We start from the raw sequence: 17828 nt of genomic DNA, 5'->3' as shown, positions 1-17828 counted from the left end.
AAGAGCCAACAGTAGATCATGTCCAGCGCATGAACGCTGCCGTTGCTGTCAATCTACCGTTTGCCGACCATCATGCTGCGTGTAGCATCGCAAGTAATTTGGTTCGTTACTTTCTGATACCACCAATCTGATGACTCGCGCGCATTGTCTATCCGCTCCTGCGACAGATATGCAGATGGTTGGTCCAGTTGTTCCGACCACAGCCCTAAGCCGAAACCGATTTGCAACGCCTTTATCCGCCACCATGGCACGGTTTCTGCGACTGCGAAAATAATATCCATGCGATACATCGACTGCGCTGCCTCTTTCAGCGTCGATTGCGGATCGCTTACTCGTTCAACAATTGCGGATAGTTGTAACCGGCCTCCGCAGCGTTCAGCAATGTCCACCAACGTGGTGTCCGGTTCCAACTCGCCGCTGTACCAACTTGGGTATTGGAGCAAGGTCGAGGAGCGTGGCCACATCTCGTTCAGCATTTGTTGCCGCGTCGCCCTCAGAGACAAAACGTTTACGCCCGGCCTACCAAACATTTGCACGCCGATTAGCAGCAAGGCGATTGCTGCCATTGCGCCTCCTAGTCGTCGAGCGATCATGCGCTCAGCGTAGCAAAGGCATCGCTCCGTTCAATGTCCGACTTACCGCCAAAGCAGGCTATTCCAAACTTTCCTACACAGCCCCTGACTGCCAACATCGCCGCCGGTCCCTGCCAAACCCGCGCTCTTTGACACCGCTGCTCCACGCAACAAACAAACACTGTGCAAGTGTGACCTTTGTGACCTTTGGCGGAAATGCCCGGCCCAATCGACATGGAAGGGAGCCGACTGAAGATAGCGCAACCGATCGAAATTTACGTCACCCCGGACTTGATCGAGACCTCTGCGAAAGTACTGATTCCTGCCCCCCTGCCGTACCCCCGCATAGGCGGAGGTCCAGGGTTCCAAGCGCAAGCCGTTGTTCTGCTTAACTCTGGCCCCCCGCCTGCGCGGGGGTACGGCGACTTTCTGGCCAAGTTTGCGACTTTCGCAGAGGTCCCGACTTGATCCGGGGTGACGACGAACGGTACGACATCGCGAAACGGCGACCGCCCTTACCCGTCCAGCCCCGCCAACCACTCGCCGATCATCGCCTGCCCCGCCCGGACCGCCGCCGGACCCAGCGTCCGATATTCCTCGGTCAGGCTGCCGCGATGCTTCGGGCAATCGAGATAATCGAGCCACGCCTCGAACCGCGCATCCTCGCCCATCTCGGCATGGAATTGCAGCGCCAGCAGGTTGCGCCCCCGCCGGAACCCCTGCCGATAGCGCGGCGTCGTCGCCAGCAACTCGGTCCCGTCGGGCAAATCGAAGGTATCGCCATGCCAGTGCAGCACCGGCACCCCCGCGACATGGCGCAGCGGGCTCGTCAGGTCCGGCGTCAGGTCGACCGGCGCGAAACCGATCTCGCACCCGCTGCCCTTGTACACGTCGGACCCCATTGCCGCCGCCATCATCTGCGCGCCGAGGCAGATGCCCAGCGTCGGACGATCCGCCACCAGCCGCCGCGACAGCGCGGCGATCTCGCCTGGAATCCATGGATGCTCGGCCACGTCATAGACGCCCATCGGCCCGCCCATGACGATCAACAGGTCGGGCGCGGTCAGGTCGGCGGTCGCGAAGGCCGGATCGGTCACGTCGATCCGGTCGATCGCATATCCCGCCGCCTCTACCGGGGCACGGTATCCGGCACAGCCTTCATAGGGAACGTGGCGAACGATCAGCGCGGATTTCATGGGGCATAGTCTATCGCGCCGCAGGTTAATGGCACCTGTAATGTTTCTTTGTGTTGCAATGGGACGGGTTTGGAACCCCGGCGACGCAAAATCATTACCCGGACGTAGCGTAAACAGGAGTAACCCGATGAGAAAGATCGTGACTATCGCCCTCGCCCTCGCCGCCGGCAGCTCGCTGACCGCCTGTTCGACGCTGCGCGGCGGTGCGATCGGCGCGGCGGGCGGTGCCGGCATCGCGGCGGCGACCGGCGGCAATGTCGAAAAGGGCGCGGCAGTAGGCGGCGTCGGCGGTGCGGTGGTCGGGACCGTCGTCGACGATTGATGCGGAACGACCGGGGCGGCACAACGCCGCTCCGGTCAGCCGTTCAGCAGCGCGATCCGGGCGAGATCCTTCTCCCGCCCGAACCGCGCGAGCATCGCCACCAGTTCCGCCCGGTCGGGCACCGGTACCGTTAGCCCTTCGCCCACCTCGACCAAGATCCGCGATCGAGGCCGGATCGGCTCCCACCGGCCCGCATGGCAGAGTTCGAAACCGGCCATGCACTCTACCTCGACCCCAGCCACGTCCAGCGCGGCATAGAAGCGCGACCGGAATAGGCCGTTATCATCCGGCGTGCGGACCCGGACCCCGGGCAGTGCGCGGATCAGCGCGACATCCTCGATCCCGATCAGAAGATCGATGTCGCCGACCGCGACCGGCCGCCGGGAATGGAGTGCGACCGCCGCCCCGGCGATGACCCACCAGGGTGCCGTCGCGGCCCGCAACACGCCGACCATCATCGCCAGCGCGTGGCGATGCGCCGCCGACAGCCCGGCCATCAATCGCCGGTGAGGATGCGGTCGACCAGCTGCTTCACGCTCGGCACGAAGCCGTTCGAATAGAAGGGGTCACGCTTGAAATTATACGCGGCATGGCCGGCGAACATCAGGTTCCGGTCGGTCGGCCCGCCATGGGCGATGTCCTGCAACGTCTTCTGGATACAGAAGCTGCGCGGATCGGCCAGTCGTCCGGTCGAATTGGTCTCGCTATCGGCCCAGCTCGAAAAGCTGCACTGCGACAGGCAGCCCATGCAATCCGCCTGATCCTTGCGAATGACGCCCTTCTCCTCGGGCGTCACGAACACCAGCGTATTGTCTGGGGTCTTGAGCGCGTCGGTGAAGCCCAGCCCGAACCATTCGCGCGCACGGAACAGATCGCCCTGCGTCACCCAGAAATTCCTGCCCTTCACCCCGACGTCGAGCTGGAAGACATGGTCGCCCGCCTCCTGCGTCGAAAAGGCGATCTGCCGCTCCGACCGCGCTTCGAGGCTGCGGAGGAACGGGTTGCGGACCGCCGACGAATAGAAGCCGGTCGGGCTGAACCGGTGCAACAGCACCTCGCCCCGCTCGATCTCCATCAGCTTCGCCTTCCACTCGGGCGGAATCGGGCTTTCCTGCGTCAGCAGCGGGCGAGTGCCGAACTGGAACGCGATCTTGCCCAGCTCGGGATTGTCGATCCACTCGTTCCAGTCGCGCAGATACCACACGCCGCCGGCCATCACGATCGGCACGTCGTCGGAAATGCCGCCCTCGCGCATCGTCGCGCGCAATTCCTTCACGCGGGGATAGGGGTCCTGCGGCTCCAGCGGGTTCTCGGCGTTCGACAGGCCGTTATGCCCGCCGGCCAGCCACGGGTCCTCATACACCACCGCTGCCAGCCACTCCGCCGCCTTCGAATAGGCACGCTTCCACAGCGCGCGGAACGCACGGCCCGACGACACGATCGGCAGATAGCTGACGCCGTAGGACGCGGTGATCTCGGACAGCTTGTACGGCATGCCCGCGCCGCAGGTGACGCCCGACACCAGCCCGCGCGTCCGCTCCAGCACGCCGTGCAGGATGCGCTGCGCCCCGCCCATTTCCCACAGGACGTTGATGTTGATCGCGCCGTTGCCGCCGGCGATCTCCCATGCGCGCCGCACCTGCTGCACCGCACCCTCGATCGCATAGTCGATCAGTTCCTCATGGCGTTCGCGGCGGGTCAGCGCCTTGTACACCTGCGGGATGATCTTGCCCTCGGCATCATAGCTGTCGGCATTGACCGCAGACACGGTGCCGATGCCGCCTGCCGCCGCCCATGCACCGGCCGATGCGTGATTGGTCGCGGCAACGCCCTTGCCCCCTTCGATCAGCGGCCAGACTTCGCGACCGTTATAGACGATGGGCGACAGACCTTTGAACAACATAACCTCCAGCGGGAACTTCGGTGCGGGCGGACGGGCCGACGATCGCATAGGAGCGTCATTAATCGCAGCGGACGCCGAACGCGAGCAAATTGCGTGGATCGCACGGTGCCGCACCCGCTGAACCACGTTACCCGCCGCCGGGCCGGGTCTGGCAAGCTGCTACCCCAACGCCCCCGGCCGCCCGATCGCGCGTTCGTACAGCGCCTTGTAGCTCGCGATCATGGTCGTCTCGTCGAACTCGGCATAGGCCTTGGCGCGGTTGCTCTCGCCGACATACTGGCGGGCGGCGGCATCGACGGCCAGCGACTGCAACCGGTCGCGCAGATGCACTTCTATCCGGTCGTTGCCCAGATACGGCCGGTTCGGGTCGGACACCATCCGCGCGATATCGCCGACCGGGGGCGCGACGATCGGCAGCCCCGCCGCCATCGCCTCCATCACCGAAATCGGCTGCTGCTCGCTCTTCGACGACAGCGCGAAAATATCGAACAGCCCCATATAGCGCCACGCCTCGGGCAGGAATCCGGGCAGGTGGACGCGGTCGTCGATCCCCATCGCCTCGGCCGCGTCGAGGATCGCCTGCCGCTCCGGCCCCTCACCGACGATCACCAGCCGTACCTTGACCGAAATCCCGCCGACCGACCGCACCAGCAGCGGCAGGTCCTTCACATCGCGCAGTCCTGCGACGCAGCCGATCACGATCTCACCCGGCTTGCGCCGAAAGCCGGGGATCGCATCGGGTGCCGGCCCGTGCGCGAACCGGGCGACCGGCACGCCGTTGCCGATCAGGTGCAGTCGTCCCTCGGGCTGTTTCCACGCCGTCTGTGCGACCTGCAACAGCCGCTGCGACGGGACGACCAGCGCATCGGCAGCGCCCAGTGCGAAGCGGCGATACAGGTTGCGCACCGGGTTCAGCCGGGTCGCCTCGTCCTCGTTGAAGCCGTCCTCGTGATGGATCACCGGCGGCGCGCCCTTGGCGAACACGCGCTTCGCCATCACCCCGTCGATCGCGCCCCAGTTATAGGTCAGCACCAGATCGAAGCGGCGCATGAACTTCGCGATCGCCTCGAACCGGGCGACCGATGGCTTGCCGGTCAGCGGCGGCGGGTTCTGCGCGATCTCATAGCGGATGTGGTTGCCGATCGCCGCCTGCGCCTCGGTCCGCTCGGGTACGCCCGATACGATCGTGTGGACCGCGTTCGATCCCCACGCGTGCATCAGCCGCACCGCCCGCGCCTCCTTGCCGCCATAGGCGAAGGAGGAATGGAGGTGGAGAATGCGGACCGGCGCGGTCACGCCCCCGCCACCCGCGCCAGCAACCGGTCGATCGCCGCCGCTGCCGCCGGTTCGGTCAGCGTCGGGGCATGGCCGACCCGCGCGACCGTCGTCAGGTCGGCGCTATCGATCCGCTCGGCCATCGCCGCACCGACCTGTGCGGGCAGGATATCGGACAATTCGCCGCGAACGATCGACACCGGCTTGCCCGCCAATGCCGCATAGGCGCGCCACATGTCCGGCCCCGCCTCGTTGCCCGGCACGCGGAACGGCTCGGCGATCTTCATGTCATAGTCGAGGAGGATGCGGCCCGCCGAATTCAGCCGGTGTACCCGCTTGGCCATGTGCAGCCAGTCCTGCACCTCATACCCCGGATAGACGTCGCCGTTATTCTCCGCGACCGCGCGCGCCGCGTGCATCCACGTCGGATGGCTGACCTGCCGGCCGACATAGCCGCGGATGCGCCCCAGCCCGACCGGATCGAGTTCCGGCCCGACATCGTTCAGCAGCGCCGCCGCGATCCGGTCCCGATCGGTCGCGGCCAGCAGCATCGTCAGGATACCGCCCAGCGAGGTGCCGAACGCGACGACCTGCGGCAATTCCAGCTGGTTCAGCAGCGCCTCGACATCCTGCAGATAGACGAGCGGCACATAGGTCATCGGATCGCGGGCATAGCCGCTCTCGCCGCGCCCGCGCATCTCGGGCACGATCAACCGCCATTCGCCCGCCAGCCGGTCGGCGACATCCTCCCAGTCGCGCGCATTGCGGGTCAGCCCGTGCAGGCACAGGATCGCCGGTCGATCGGCCGGTCCGCCATAGTCGCGATAATGCAGCCGGAGGCCGTCGTTCGACCACCAATAGCCATCGGTGAAGCGTTGCTTGTCGGATAGCGCCATCGCCCCCCATATCGCCGCATGGCCGAAAACCCGCAACCCGCTCGCTATCGCCCCCGCACCGATATTATGGGTCTCGGCGATCCGTTCTACGACGCCGTGGCCCCGGCCTCGTTCCCGACGCACATCTTGCGCTTTCGCAACGACGACGCGGCGGCGCAGATCGGAATCGGGTCGGGCGACGGCACCGCCGACACCCTGCCCCTGACCGACGAAGCATGGCTCGACCATTTCGGCCGCTTCACCCCCCTGCCCGGCAGCATCCCGCAACCGCTGGCGCTGCGCTATCACGGCCACCAGTTTCAGTCGTACAACCCCGATATCGGCGACGGACGCGGCTTCCTGTTCGCGCAGGCGACCGACCACCGCGACCGTCTGCTCGACCTCGGTACCAAGGGGTCGGGCCAGACGCCGTATAGCCGGTTCGGCGACGGGCGTCTGACGCTGAAAGGGGGCGTGCGCGAAGTGCTGGCGACCGAGATGCTGGGGGCGCTCAACGTCCCCACCTCGCGCAGCTTCTCGCTGATCGAGACCGGCGAGGAGCTGGTCCGCGGCGACGAACCGTCGCCGACCCGTTCGGCGGTGCTGGTCCGGCTGAACCACAGCCATGTCCGCATCGGCACGTTTCAGCGGCTCGCCTACGAACGCGACGCCGAAGCGATGCACCGGCTGGTCGACTATGTCCTGACCCGCCTGCATCGTCGCACACCGGGCAGCACGCCGGCGATCGACCTGTTCGACGAAGTGGTCGGTCGGGTCGCCACACTCGCAGCGCGGTTCATGGCGGCCGGGTTCGTGCACGGCGTGCTCAACACCGACAACATCAACGTCACCGGTGAGAGCTTCGACTATGGTCCGTGGCGGTTCGCCCCGACCTGGGACGCGGGCTTCACCGCCGCTTATTTCGACCATCATGGCCTTTACGCCTTTGGTCGTCAGCCCAACGCGATGCACTGGAACGTCATGCAACTGGCGGTGGCGCTGCGCACCGTGGTCGACGCACCGCCGCTGATCGAGGTGCTGGAAACCTTCCCCGAACGTCATGCCGCGGCGGCAGCCGAGGCGTTGCTATGGCGGCTGGGCGTCCGGCCCCGTGATTCCGCCAGCGACCGCGCGCTCGCCGATGCGGTTACGACCGCGCTCGCCACCTCGCAGATGCCGATCGACGATTTCTATTTCGAAGCGTTCGGCGGCTGGCTTCCCGAAGGCGACGACTGGACCACGTTCGAGGAAGTCCGCGCGCGGCTGTCCGATTATCGTCCGCGCCGCGACCGCAGTCATTCCTATTGGTCCGACGGCACACCCTGTTCGATGCTGATCGGCGAGGTCGAGGCGATCTGGGCCGCCATCGCCGAACGCGACGACTGGACACCGTTCCACGAAAAGGTCGCCGCGATCCGCCGCATGGGACAGGCGCTTGCCTGAACGTGACCGATCGTAGCACATAACTGGCATCGTCGCGCGATCTGGTCCAAGGATGCGCAGCAAACAGGAGCCGGATACAACCACGCATGGCCGAACTCGTCTCGACCGAACCCGCAACCGGCGCGACCCTGTGGCGCGCTCCGATCGGCGATGCCGATACCGAAGTCGCCGCCGCCCGTGCCGGCTGGGCCGGCTGGGCCTCGCGCTCGCTCGCCTACCGGATCGAGGCGATGCGCCGCTTCGCCAATGTCGTGCGCAGCCGGTCGGAGGCGTTTGCCGATGTGATCGCCCGCGAAACCGGCAAGCCGCTGTGGGAAGCGCGGACCGAGGTCGAAACGGTCATCGCGAAGGTCGAGATTTCGATCACCGCCTATGGTGAACGCACCAGCCAGCGCCGGCTGGAGGCGCAGTCGAATTCGCGCATGGCGCTCCGCCACAAACCGCATGGCGTGCTGGCGGTATTGGGGCCGTATAATTTCCCGGCGCATCTGCCCAACGGCCACATCATCCCGGCGCTAATCGCCGGCAATGCGGTCGTGTTCAAACCGTCCGAGAAGACCCCGGCGAGCGGCGCGTTCCTTGTCGACTGCTACCGCGCGGGCGGCGTGCCCGAGGATTGCGTCCGGCTGCTGATCGGCGGTCCCGAACAGGGGCGCGCGCTTGCCGACCATCCCGATATCGACGGCTTGCTCTTCACCGGATCGGCCCGCACCGGCATCGCGCTCAACCGCCAGTTCGCCGAAACGCCCGACAAGATCCTCGCGCTCGAAATGGGCGGCAATAACCCGATCATCGTCTGGAGCACGCCCGACCTGTATGCCGCCGCCGTGCTGGTGGTGCAGTCGGCGTTCACCTCGGCTGGACAACGCTGCACCGCCGCGCGTCGCCTGATCGTCGAACGGCGGCTGGCCGAACCGCTGCTGGCCGAGATCAACCGGCTGTGCGAACGCCTGATCATCGGCGAACCCCATGCCGATCCCGCACCGTTCATGGGGCCGGTCATCGACAACGAAGCTGCCGATCAGTTGACGGAAAGCTTCCTGTCGCTCACCTCCCGCGGTGGGCGTCCGCTCCGCTTCCTGCAGCGGCTGGTCGACGGGCGTCCGTTCCTGACCCCCGGCATCATCGACATGTCGGATACCGCCGAACGCAGCGACGTCGAACTGTTCGGGCCGTTGTTGCAGGTGTTCCGCGTCGACAGCTTCGAAGCCGCCATCGCCGAGGCAAACAATACCCGCTACGGCCTGTCGGCGTCGCTGATATCGTCCGATCCGCAGCTGTATGACGGCTTCTGGGCCAATATCCGCGCCGGCATCGTCAACTGGAACCGCCCGACCAACGGCGCGTCCTCCGCCGCGCCGTTCGGCGGGATCGGCTGGTCGGGCAATCACCGCCCCTCCGCCTATTACGCCGCCGACTATTGCGCCTATCCGGTCGTATCGACCGAAGCCGAGCAGGCGCGCGCGTCGATCGGTATCGGGCTGCGCAACCAATAGGCCGCTAAACAATCCCTTCCCGCCTCCCAAGCAAGCGTCGGTTGCTTGGGGGCGGCGTCACCCGCATCTACGCTATCATGGCAACGCTACTCGATCCGAACGCGCGCGGGCGCGTCATTCTCGTCGGGGCGGGTCCGGGCGATCCCGGCCTGCTGACCGTCCGCGCGGTGGAGGCGCTCAAGACCGCCGACGTCGTCGTCCATGACGGGCTGATCGATCCGCGCGTGCTCGATCTGGCTCCGGCGACCGCACAGCGCATCTCGGTCGCCAAGCAGCGCGCCCGCCACACCCTGCCGCAGGAATCGATCAACGCGCTGATCGTCGCCCACGTGAAGACGGGCGCGATCGTGATCCGGTTGAAGGGCGGCGACCCGTTCATCTTCGGCCGCGGCGGCGAGGAGGTGGACGCGGTGCGCGCCGCCGGCCTGCCGGTAGAGGTCATTCCCGGCGTCTCGGCGGCGCTCGGCTGTGCGGCCGGCGCGATGCTGCCGCTGACCCATCGCGACTGGTCGTCGGCGGTCAGCTTCGTCGCCGGCCAGTGCAAGGGCCTGTCCGATCAGGACTGGTCGGGCCTTGCCGGACAGGGCCGCACGCTGGTGATCTACATGGGCGTCGCGACTGCGGAGGCCATTGCCGACAAGCTGATGGCCGATGGCGTCGCCCCCGACATGCCGGTCGCGGTGCTGGAACGCGGCACCTATGCCGACGCCCGTGCGCTGCGCACCCTTCTCGCCGATCTCGGCCCGATGGTCGCGCGTGAGGATGTGAAGAGCCCGGCGGTGATCGTCGTAGGGGAAGTCGTGCAACTGGCCGATGCCGAGGACAAGCTCGGCAACTGGGCTAAGGCTGCGGAGGCACTGGCATGAAGCTGCTGACCGGAAACGATCTCGCCAGCGGCGACGTGACGTGGTGGACCGGCCGCGACTGGTCCCGCCATGTCGAGGACGCCGCCGATGTCGGCGAGGACGGCGAACGCATCGCCTCGGTCGAGGAAGCGGCGCGGCGGGTCAACGTGCCCTATGTGATCGATGCGGTGGCGACGCCCGAAGGCCCTCGCCCGGCGCATATCAAGGACCGCATCCGGGCGCTGGGTCCGACGGTGCGAACCGACCTGACGCTCAAGCCCGCCGATCCGCAAGCCGGAGCGTGGGTCATATAAATCCTCCCCGGCACGGGGAGGGGGACCATGCACAGCATGGTGGAGGGGGTTGGCCTGCTCCACGACGGTTGCGTTGCGCGGCACTCCCCCTCCACCAGCCTGCGGCCGGTCCCCCTCCCCGCCAAGCGGGGAGGATTTAGGAAGAAGCGATGTACCAGTACGATACCTATGACCAGTCGATCGTCGATGCCCGGGTCGCGGAATTCCGCGATCAGGTCGAACGCCGCCTGTCGGGCCATCTGACCGAGGACCAGTTCAAGCCGCTGCGGCTGATGAACGGCCTTTATCTCCAGCTTCACGCCTATATGCTGCGCGTCGCCATCCCCTACGGCACGCTGTCGTCGGCGCAAATGCGGGTGCTCGCTGACATCGCGCGCACCCATGATCGCGGCTATGGCCACTTCACGACGCGGCAGAACCTCCAGTTCAACTGGATCAAGCTGGCCGACACACCCGACATTCTGGAAAAGCTGGCGAAGTTCGAGATGCACGCCATCCAGACCAGCGGCAACTGCATCCGCAACATCAGTTCCGACCAGTTCGCCGGTGCTGCCGCCGACGAGACGACCGATCCGCGTCCATGGGCGGAATTGCTGCGCCAGTGGAGCACCTTCCACCCCGAATTCAGCTACCTGCCGCGCAAATTCAAGATCGCGGTGATCGCGGCGGACGAAGACCGCGCGGCGATGCGGCTGCACGACATCGGTCTGCGCATCGTCGAACGCGACGGCGTGGCCGGTGCGCAGGTCTATGTCGGCGGCGGCATGGGCCGCACCCCGATGATCGCGCCGCTGGTCAACGACTTCGTGCCGCTGTCGGACCTGATGAGCTATCTGGAAGCCGCCTTGCGCGTCTACAATCGCTACGGCCGCCGCGACAATATGTACAAGGCGCGGATCAAGATCCTGATCCACGAGATCGGCGTCGACAAATACCGTGCCGAGGTCGCCGACGAATTCGCGCATATCAAGACGCTGGGCATCGACCCGCCGCAGGCCGAATTCGACCGCATCGCCGCCTTCTTCGCCGATCCGGCCTATGCCGACACGTCCGGCGACGCGCCGATCGATCGCAGCGACGCCGGCTTCGCGGCATGGCTCGACCAGAATACCCATGCGCACAAGCGTGCCGGTTACACGATCGTCACGATCAGCCTGAAGCCGGCCGGCGGCATCCCCGGTGACGCATCGGCCGATCAGATCGACGCAATGGCCGATCTGGCCGAGGCGCACAGCTTTGCCGAACTGCGTGTCACCCATGCGCAGAACATCGTCCTGCCGCATGTCCGTTCGGTCGATCTGCGCACGGTCTATGACCGGCTGGTCGCGATCGGGCTGGCCGAGGCCAATCTCGACCTCATCACCGACATCATCGCCTGCCCCGGCCTCGATTATTGCAGCCTTGCCAATGCGCGGTCGATCCCGCTCGCGCAGAAGATCGCCGATCGCTTCGCCGATCCGGTGCGCCAGCGCGATCTGGGCGAATTGAAGCTGAAGATCAGCGGCTGCATCAACGCCTGCGGCCATCATCACGCCGGGCATATCGGCATTCTCGGCGTCGACCGGAAGGGTACCGAGAATTTCCAGCTGTTGCTCGGGGGATCGGGTGCGGAGGACGTGTCGCTCGCCAAGATCACCGGCCCCGGCTTCTCGGAGGACGGCGTGGTCGACGCGATCGAGCGGGTGACCGACCGCTATCTCGCCGAACGTGCGACCGGCGAGCGTTTCGTCGACACCTATCGCCGGATCGGCATGGAACCGTTCAAGGAGGCCATTTATGGTTGAGCCACTGCGCCTGCGCGACGACGCTGCGCATGACGAACCCGCCGTCACCCTCGACGCGTTTCTGGGTCAGTCGAACGCTACCGCTGTGCGGATCGAGGCGGGCGACGATGCGCGCCTGCTCCTTCCGCATCTCGACCGGCTGGCGCTGATCGAGATCAGCTTTCCGAAGTTTCGCGATGGGCGCGGCTATTCCGCCGGACGTATCCTGCGCGAGGCCGGCTATACCGGCGAATTGCGGGCCGAGGGCGATGTGCTCGTCGACCAAATTCCGCTGATGCGCCGCTGCGGCTTCGACAGTTTCGCCCCCGCCGCACCGGTCGATGCCGCCGCACTGGCGCGCGCGTTCGAACGCTATGACCATGTCTATCAATCGGCGGCCGACGCGCAGGTGCCGGTGTGGAAATTACGTCATGGCTGATGCCGACCCCGATATTCGCGTCCGCGACCGGCTGGACATCGCCCCGCGCTTCACCACCGCCGATGCGCAGGCGCTGAACGACCGCTTTCAGGGCGTATCGACGCACGACATGCTGACCGTGGCGTTGCGCGAACGCCTGCTCGGCAATGTCGCGGCAGTGTCTTCGTTCGGGGCGGAGTCGGCGGTGTTGCTGCACCTGATCGCATCGGTCGACCGGTCGGTGCCGGTACTGTTCCTCGAAACCGGCAAGCATTTCCCCGAAACGCTCGCGTATCGCGACCTGCTGGTCGACCGGCTGGGCCTGACCGATTTCCGCAACCTGCGCCCCGATCCGACGCTGCTGGCGGCAAAGGACGCGACCGGGTTGCGCTGGTCCTACGACCCCGATGGCTGCTGCGACCTTCGCAAGGTCGAACCGCTTGCGCGCGGTCTGGCCGGGTTCGACGCCAGCTTCACCGGTCGGAAAGCGTTCCAGTCGACGACCCGCACTGCACTGCCGCGCTTCGAAATCGACACATCGGACACGGTCGGCCGGCTGAAGATCAATCCGCTCATCACCTGGACGCCGGCCGATATCGACGCGTACTTCGCCGAACATGACCTGCCACGCCACCCGCTGGTCGAACAAGGTTTTCCGTCGATCGGCTGCCAGCCCTGCACCAACCGCGTAAAGCCGGGCGAAGACCCGCGCTCGGGCCGCTGGGCCGGTTGGGAAAAGGTCGAATGCGGCATCCACACGCCGCTACCAGACGGGGATCCGAACCTCCCGAGCTTCTGACCCACGCTTGCCCCGCCCCGGTTTCCGGCGCAAAGCGGCGCGATGCAGCAATCGGCAGTCGCCTATTTCACCAACGGCCGGATCATCATCGCACCGGTCTCCCGCACCATGTCGGGCGATACCATCGCGACCGATCCCAAATGGTTCGGCAAATCGGCAAAAAAGTCCGTCGTCGCACAGTCGATAGGCGATGCCCTGTCGGGATCGCACAGCGGCGTAGCCGATCCGACGCCCGAACAATGGAAACGCCAGTTCATCCCCTTTCAGGACGCGGCGGCGGTCAAGAACTTCAAAACGTTCATGCGCGAGGCTCGGCGCGTCGATATCGACCGGACCGGTAACACGGTCGTGCTTACGCCCTCCGACAATCTCGGCGCGAACAACGGTTTCGAACCGCGGCCGGACGATGCAAAAACGGTCACCACCGGCCATGACGAGGCGGTGGCCGCCGCACTGCTGGTCCTGCTCGGGTTACGGCCGGATCCGGCATCCACTTCCACCGAAGCCTGACCCACACGTCGCCCCGGCACAGGCTGGGGTCTGTTGCGGCACCTGCTACGTTCTGTCTGTAAGAGACCCCGGCCTGCGCCGGGGTGACGTCGACAGCGGGAAAGCGATCCGCCGCAAACGTCACCCCGGCGCAGGCCGGGGTTTCCAGGTTACGCTGCCCTTACGCCCAAGGCTTGGTCCGCACCGCATGGTCCGCTGCACGCGCGGTCAGCGCCATGAAGGTCAGCGACGGGTTGACGCACGATACCGATGCCATCTGCGCGCCATCGGTGACGTACAGGTTCGACGCGTCATGCGCCTGGCTCCAGCCGTTCAGCACCGACTTGCGCGGATCGGCACCCATGCGGGCACCGCCCATCTCGTGGATCGCGTCGCCGGGGACATGCTCCCCTTCGTAACTGCGAACGTTGGTCAGGCCCGCCGCCTTCAGCATCTTCTCGCCCTCGATGCGGGAATCGGCCATCATCTTCAGCTCGTTCTCACGGAACTTCACGTCGAACTTCATCAACGGCACGCCGAACCGGTCGACCTTGTTCGTATGCAGCGAAACCCGATTGTCGGCATAGGGCAGGCATTCGCCGAACGCGCCCATCCCGAACTTCCACGGGCCATATTGCCGCATGCCGTGCTTCATGTCCTTGCCGAAACCGACCGGGGCCATCGGCTCGCGCCGGGCGCTGCCCTGATAGCCATAGCCTCGACGGAAGCCGACGCCTTCCTCGCCCTTCAGGTTGCGGAAGCGCGGGACATAGACTCCGCCCGGCCGCCGGCCATATTCGATCATGTCGGTCATGCCGGGGACATCGCCTTCGACCCCGACGCGGAAGATATGGTCCATGACATAGCGGCCCAGCGTACCGCTGGCGTCGAAATGACTGCGCCCGCCGCCGCCCATCCGCGAATTCATCAGGATCTGCGTCGATGCCATGGCCGACGCACACAGGAAGACCAGGTTCGCCTGCACCGTTTCCGCCTGCCCCGTCTTGGCATCGACGAAGCGGACGCCGGTCACCTTCTTGCGGGCGGCATCATATTCGAGGTTGGTGACGACTGCATCCGACCGCAGCGTCAGCCGCCCCGTCGCCCGTGCCGCCGGCAGCGTCACCGCCTGCGTCGAGAAATAGGCACCGAACGAACAGCCATTGCCGCACTGATTGCGGAACTGGCACTTGCTGCGGTTCTGATCCGGCTTGTCCTCGGTCATGTTGGACAGGCGAGTGTTGATTAGTTTGCGGCCCGGAAACTTGGTTTCCAGCTCCTGCTTCAACCACTTTTCCGCGACGTTCATCGGCATCGGCGGCTGGAATTCGCTGTCGGGCAGGTACGGCAGATTTTCACGCGATCCCGATACGCCGATATATTTTTCGACATAGCTGTACCACGGCGCGACGTCGTCATAGCCGATCGGCCACGCACCATCGACGCCTTCGCGCTTGTTCGCCTCGAAATCGTCGGCGCTCCACCGGAACGTCCAGCGTCCCCAGATCAGCGATTTGCCGCCCACGGCACCGGGGCGAATCCAGTAGAATTTCTCGCCTTCGTCGAACGCATAGGGGTTCAACCGGTCGTCATTGTAGAAGGACCGGTTGCTCGGCGAGACATAGCCATGTTTGGCGATGAAATAGTCGCTGTCCATCAGCGGCTTGGGCATCTGATTGCGCGCCGGCACCTCATAGGCCGGCTTGCCGTCGTACGGATAGCCATCGATATGCTCGACCATGCGGCCACGGTCGAGCATCAGGACGCGCAGGCCCTTTTCGGTCAATTCCTTGGCGGCGAACCCGCCGCTGACGCCCGATCCGATGACGATCGCGTCGAACCTGTTGGTGACTGCCATGTTTCCCCTCCCAGGGTATTTGTTTAGTAACGCAGCGCCTTGAGCGTCCGGAAACTGGTGGTGACGTCGGGCAGATAGGGCGCGGGTGCCTGATCATTCTCGACATAGAAGTGACGGACGCCGGCACTGCCGCGACGGCGGAACAGCGCAGCGAAATCGGTCTTGCCGGCACCGACCGCGGTCATGCTGCCATCGGCGCGCGCGTCCTTGACGTGGTACGCATAGAGCCGCGGCCCGAGCCGGTCGATCCATGCGCCGACATCCTCGCCGGCATGGCCGACCCAGTACAGGTCGAGCTCGATCTTCACCAGCGCCGGATCGGTCGCCTTCAGCAATCGCTCGTACAGGCTGACCCCGCCCGGCTTCACCGTGAATTCGAAGTCGTGGTTATGATAGGCGAAGCCCAGCCCGGCCTTGCGCAGGTCGGTTGCGAAGCGGTTGAAGTTCGGCATCGCCGCATTCCAGCCGGCTTCGTTGCGATGCTGGTCGACCATGTACGGCAGAACGACCGTATCGGCCCCAAGCGTCTTGGCCATTTCGACCTGCTTGTCGAACGCGCCGAGCAACGCTTCGTACGGCACGTGGATCGACGGTGCCTTGAGGCCCAGCCGGTCCATCGTCCGCCGCAGCAGCTTGTGGTCCATGGCGTCATAGCCGCCACCGCCATATTCGACTTCCTTATAGCCGATACGGGCGAGGTCGCCGAGCGTCTTGACCGGGTCCTTCTGGAACAGGTCGCGCACCGTATAGAGCTGAAGCCCGACGGCCTTGATCTGCGCCGCCTGCGCGATGCCGGTGACGCCGAGTGCGGCGATGCCGCCTGCCCCGGCCAAGACGTGCCTGCGATTGACGATCATGCGCTGTACACCTTGTTGACCTGCGAATAGGGAAAGGCACCGTTATATTCGCCCGGTACCGGCAGATATTCGCGCTCCTGCGTCATGCCGATTTCCGACGTATAATAGCCGGCGATGACCAGCTGGCGGAATGCTTCGAAGAAGGTCTTGCCGCCCGGAATCTGGTCGTTCATCGCCAGCGTCAGCAAAGCGTCCTGCTGCGCCGGCGTCGCCTTGGCACCCGTGACCTTATAGTCCGCCATGCTGCGCTTCTCGATCGCATCCAGCCCGGCGACGATCGGCACCCGCTCAGCCGGATAGGACCAGTCGGCGAGTAGCTTCTCGATATAGGCCGGCACGCCCGCGGCGATCGCGCCCGGCGTATCGGTGGTCGGGATGACGCGTTCGCTCAAGCCCGTCATCAGCGCGCGTTGCGGCGCGGTGAACACGGCGGCGCTCGGCGGACCATCGCTGATCGTCGGCACGCCGACCGGTCCTTGCGCTCCGACAGCGCGCGCGAGCGGCGCGTACAGCGCGGTGCCGAACATCGCCGCGACACCGGCCAGAGCCGTCCTGCGATCGATCATTTGCTGTTCTCCTTCAGATCCTGCGCGATCGCGCTCTCGGGCAGCGGTCGTACCCAGATGTTGCGGAACGACACCGGCGAGTCATGATCCTGCAACTGGATCGGCGCGGCATCGCCATGCGCCTCGTATTTGGCGATCTGCCGCCAGATCGTCGTGCCCAGCATCGCCTGATGATTTTGCACCACCACCCCGTTCAGGATCGCGGTGACATAGGCCGGTCGCACCAGCGACCCGTCGGCGGCAAAGCGCGGCCGTTCGAACACGACGTCATAGGTCTGCCATTCGCCGGGTTTGCGCGACGCATTCACCAGCGGCGGCTTGAAGCCATAGACCGCGCCGACCGTGCCATCGGCATAGGTCGGGTTCTGATAGCCATCTAGGATCTGCACCTCGTAGCGCTGCATGAACCAGATGCCGCTATTGCCGCGATCCTGCGACGTCTTGGTCGGCGGATTGGGGCTGCGGAATTCGAGGTGAAGCTGCACGTCGCCGAAGCTCTGCTTCGACACCAGATCGCCGCCACCTTTGCCACCCGGCCCTCGCGCCGGTACGGTCATCACACCGTCCTTGACCGGCCATGGCGTACCCTTTGGCGACCACGCGTCGGTCGAGCGCCCGTCGAACAGCACGATCGCATCGGACGGCGCACCGCCCGGCTGTTCCGCGGGCGTCACGACCGTCGGCGTCGGCCGGTCGGCATCGTGAACCTTCCACTGTCCGCCCGGCAGTATCGGCGTATCCCTGAAACCCGGCTTGTCCTGCGCACCGGCGGAGCCCGCCAGCGCCATCAGCACCGATCCGAGCACCGTTATCGTACGGAGCCTCATCATCCCCTCC

General features: G+C 65.6%; 19 protein-coding genes. 9 read left to right on the top strand and 10 right to left on the bottom strand.

The window, feature by feature from the left end; genetic code table 11:
• Positions 1-53 precede the first annotated feature (53 nt).
• Complete coding sequence (locus ASE50_RS16570; protein ID WP_056403170.1) at positions 54-566, bottom strand: hypothetical protein; 513 nt, start codon at positions 564-566, stop codon at positions 54-56.
• A gap of 521 nt (positions 567-1087) precedes the next feature.
• Complete coding sequence (locus ASE50_RS16560; RefSeq protein ID WP_056403162.1) at positions 1088-1768, bottom strand: glutamine amidotransferase-related protein; 681 nt, start codon at positions 1766-1768, stop codon at positions 1088-1090.
• Between the two features lie 127 nt (positions 1769-1895).
• On the opposite strand from ASE50_RS16560, the gene ASE50_RS16555 reads away from it, so the two are divergent.
• Positions 1896-2090, top strand: a complete 195-nt coding sequence (locus ASE50_RS16555; RefSeq protein ID WP_056403158.1) for a hypothetical protein — start codon at positions 1896-1898, stop codon at positions 2088-2090.
• Between the two features lie 35 nt (positions 2091-2125).
• Here ASE50_RS16555 and ASE50_RS16550 read toward each other — a convergent pair whose 3' ends face one another.
• The 4 genes from ASE50_RS16550 to ASE50_RS16535 all read right to left on the bottom strand — a co-directional run bounded on the left by ASE50_RS16550 (position 2126) and on the right by ASE50_RS16535 (position 6164).
• Positions 2126-2587 (bottom strand): hypothetical protein, encoded by a 462-nt coding sequence (locus ASE50_RS16550; protein WP_056403155.1) that lies wholly within the window; start codon positions 2585-2587, stop codon positions 2126-2128.
• Positions 2587-3990 (bottom strand): NAD(P)H-dependent flavin oxidoreductase, encoded by a 1404-nt coding sequence (locus ASE50_RS16545; RefSeq protein ID WP_056403485.1) that lies wholly within the window; start codon positions 3988-3990, stop codon positions 2587-2589. The genes ASE50_RS16550 and ASE50_RS16545 overlap by 1 nt, the downstream gene beginning before the upstream one ends.
• A 162-nt stretch (positions 3991-4152) precedes the next feature.
• Complete coding sequence (locus ASE50_RS16540; RefSeq protein WP_056403151.1) at positions 4153-5289, bottom strand: glycosyltransferase; 1137 nt, start codon at positions 5287-5289, stop codon at positions 4153-4155.
• Positions 5286-6164 carry an alpha/beta fold hydrolase gene (locus ASE50_RS16535; RefSeq protein ID WP_056403148.1) on the bottom strand — a complete coding sequence of 293 codons (879 nt, stop codon included), beginning with the start codon at positions 6162-6164 and terminating at the stop codon, positions 5286-5288. Before ASE50_RS16535 ends, ASE50_RS16540 begins: the two co-directional genes overlap by 4 nt.
• Positions 6165-6182: 18 nt before the next feature.
• On the opposite strand from ASE50_RS16535, the gene ASE50_RS16530 reads away from it, so the two are divergent.
• The 8 genes from ASE50_RS16530 to ASE50_RS16495 all read left to right on the top strand — a co-directional run bounded on the left by ASE50_RS16530 (position 6183) and on the right by ASE50_RS16495 (position 13731).
• Complete coding sequence (locus tag ASE50_RS16530; protein ID WP_056403145.1) at positions 6183-7586, top strand: protein adenylyltransferase SelO family protein; 1404 nt, start codon at positions 6183-6185, stop codon at positions 7584-7586.
• Positions 7587-7672: 86 nt separating this feature from the next.
• Positions 7673-9082 carry a succinylglutamate-semialdehyde dehydrogenase gene (astD, locus tag ASE50_RS16525; protein WP_056403141.1) on the top strand — a complete coding sequence of 470 codons (1410 nt, stop codon included), beginning with the start codon at positions 7673-7675 and terminating at the stop codon, positions 9080-9082.
• A 77-nt stretch (positions 9083-9159) separates the two neighbouring features.
• Positions 9160-9948, top strand: coding sequence for a uroporphyrinogen-III C-methyltransferase (gene cobA / locus ASE50_RS16520; protein ID WP_056403138.1), 789 nt, complete (start codon positions 9160-9162; stop codon positions 9946-9948).
• The gene (locus ASE50_RS16515) at positions 9945-10241 is read left to right on the top strand and encodes a DUF2849 domain-containing protein (RefSeq protein ID WP_056403135.1); all 297 of its coding nucleotides are present in this window, start codon (positions 9945-9947) and stop codon (positions 10239-10241) included. The genes cobA and ASE50_RS16515 overlap by 4 nt, the downstream gene beginning before the upstream one ends.
• Positions 10242-10390: 149 nt before the next feature.
• On the top strand, positions 10391-12025 hold the full coding sequence (locus ASE50_RS16510; protein WP_056403132.1) for a nitrite/sulfite reductase: 1635 nt from the start codon (positions 10391-10393) through the stop codon (positions 12023-12025).
• Positions 12018-12443, top strand: coding sequence for a DUF934 domain-containing protein (locus ASE50_RS16505; protein WP_056403130.1), 426 nt, complete (start codon positions 12018-12020; stop codon positions 12441-12443). Before ASE50_RS16510 ends, ASE50_RS16505 begins: the two co-directional genes overlap by 8 nt.
• Positions 12436-13221 carry a phosphoadenylyl-sulfate reductase gene (locus ASE50_RS16500; protein WP_056403127.1) on the top strand — a complete coding sequence of 262 codons (786 nt, stop codon included), beginning with the start codon at positions 12436-12438 and terminating at the stop codon, positions 13219-13221. The genes ASE50_RS16505 and ASE50_RS16500 overlap by 8 nt, the downstream gene beginning before the upstream one ends.
• 42 nt (positions 13222-13263) lie before the next feature.
• A complete protein-coding gene (locus ASE50_RS16495; protein WP_056403124.1) occupies positions 13264-13731 on the top strand; it encodes a hypothetical protein in 468 nt (155 codons plus the stop codon).
• Between the two features lie 160 nt (positions 13732-13891).
• Here ASE50_RS16495 and ASE50_RS16490 read toward each other — a convergent pair whose 3' ends face one another.
• The 4 genes from ASE50_RS16490 to ASE50_RS16475 are packed head-to-tail and all read right to left on the bottom strand — an operon-like array spanning position 13892 to position 17821.
• The gene (locus ASE50_RS16490; protein ID WP_056403121.1) at positions 13892-15568 is read right to left on the bottom strand and encodes a GMC family oxidoreductase; all 1677 of its coding nucleotides are present in this window, start codon (positions 15566-15568) and stop codon (positions 13892-13894) included.
• 23 nt (positions 15569-15591) lie between these two features.
• Positions 15592-16425: a sugar phosphate isomerase/epimerase family protein gene (locus tag ASE50_RS16485; protein WP_056403118.1), complete on the bottom strand. Its 834-nt coding sequence runs from the start codon at positions 16423-16425 to the stop codon at positions 15592-15594.
• Positions 16422-16991, bottom strand: coding sequence for a gluconate 2-dehydrogenase subunit 3 family protein (locus ASE50_RS16480; RefSeq protein WP_056403115.1), 570 nt, complete (start codon positions 16989-16991; stop codon positions 16422-16424). The genes ASE50_RS16485 and ASE50_RS16480 overlap by 4 nt, the downstream gene beginning before the upstream one ends.
• On the bottom strand, positions 16988-17821 hold the full coding sequence (locus tag ASE50_RS16475) for a DUF1080 domain-containing protein (RefSeq protein ID WP_235512409.1): 834 nt from the start codon (positions 17819-17821) through the stop codon (positions 16988-16990). Before ASE50_RS16475 ends, ASE50_RS16480 begins: the two co-directional genes overlap by 4 nt.
• Between the last annotated feature and the right edge of the window lie 7 nt (positions 17822-17828).

It is taken from the genome of Sphingomonas sp. Leaf5, assembly GCF_001421155.1.
Taxonomy (GTDB): Bacteria; Pseudomonadota; Alphaproteobacteria; order Sphingomonadales; family Sphingomonadaceae; genus Sphingomonas.
Note: the sequence above shows the minus strand (reverse complement) of the source record. Positions and strands in the feature narration are given on the sequence as shown.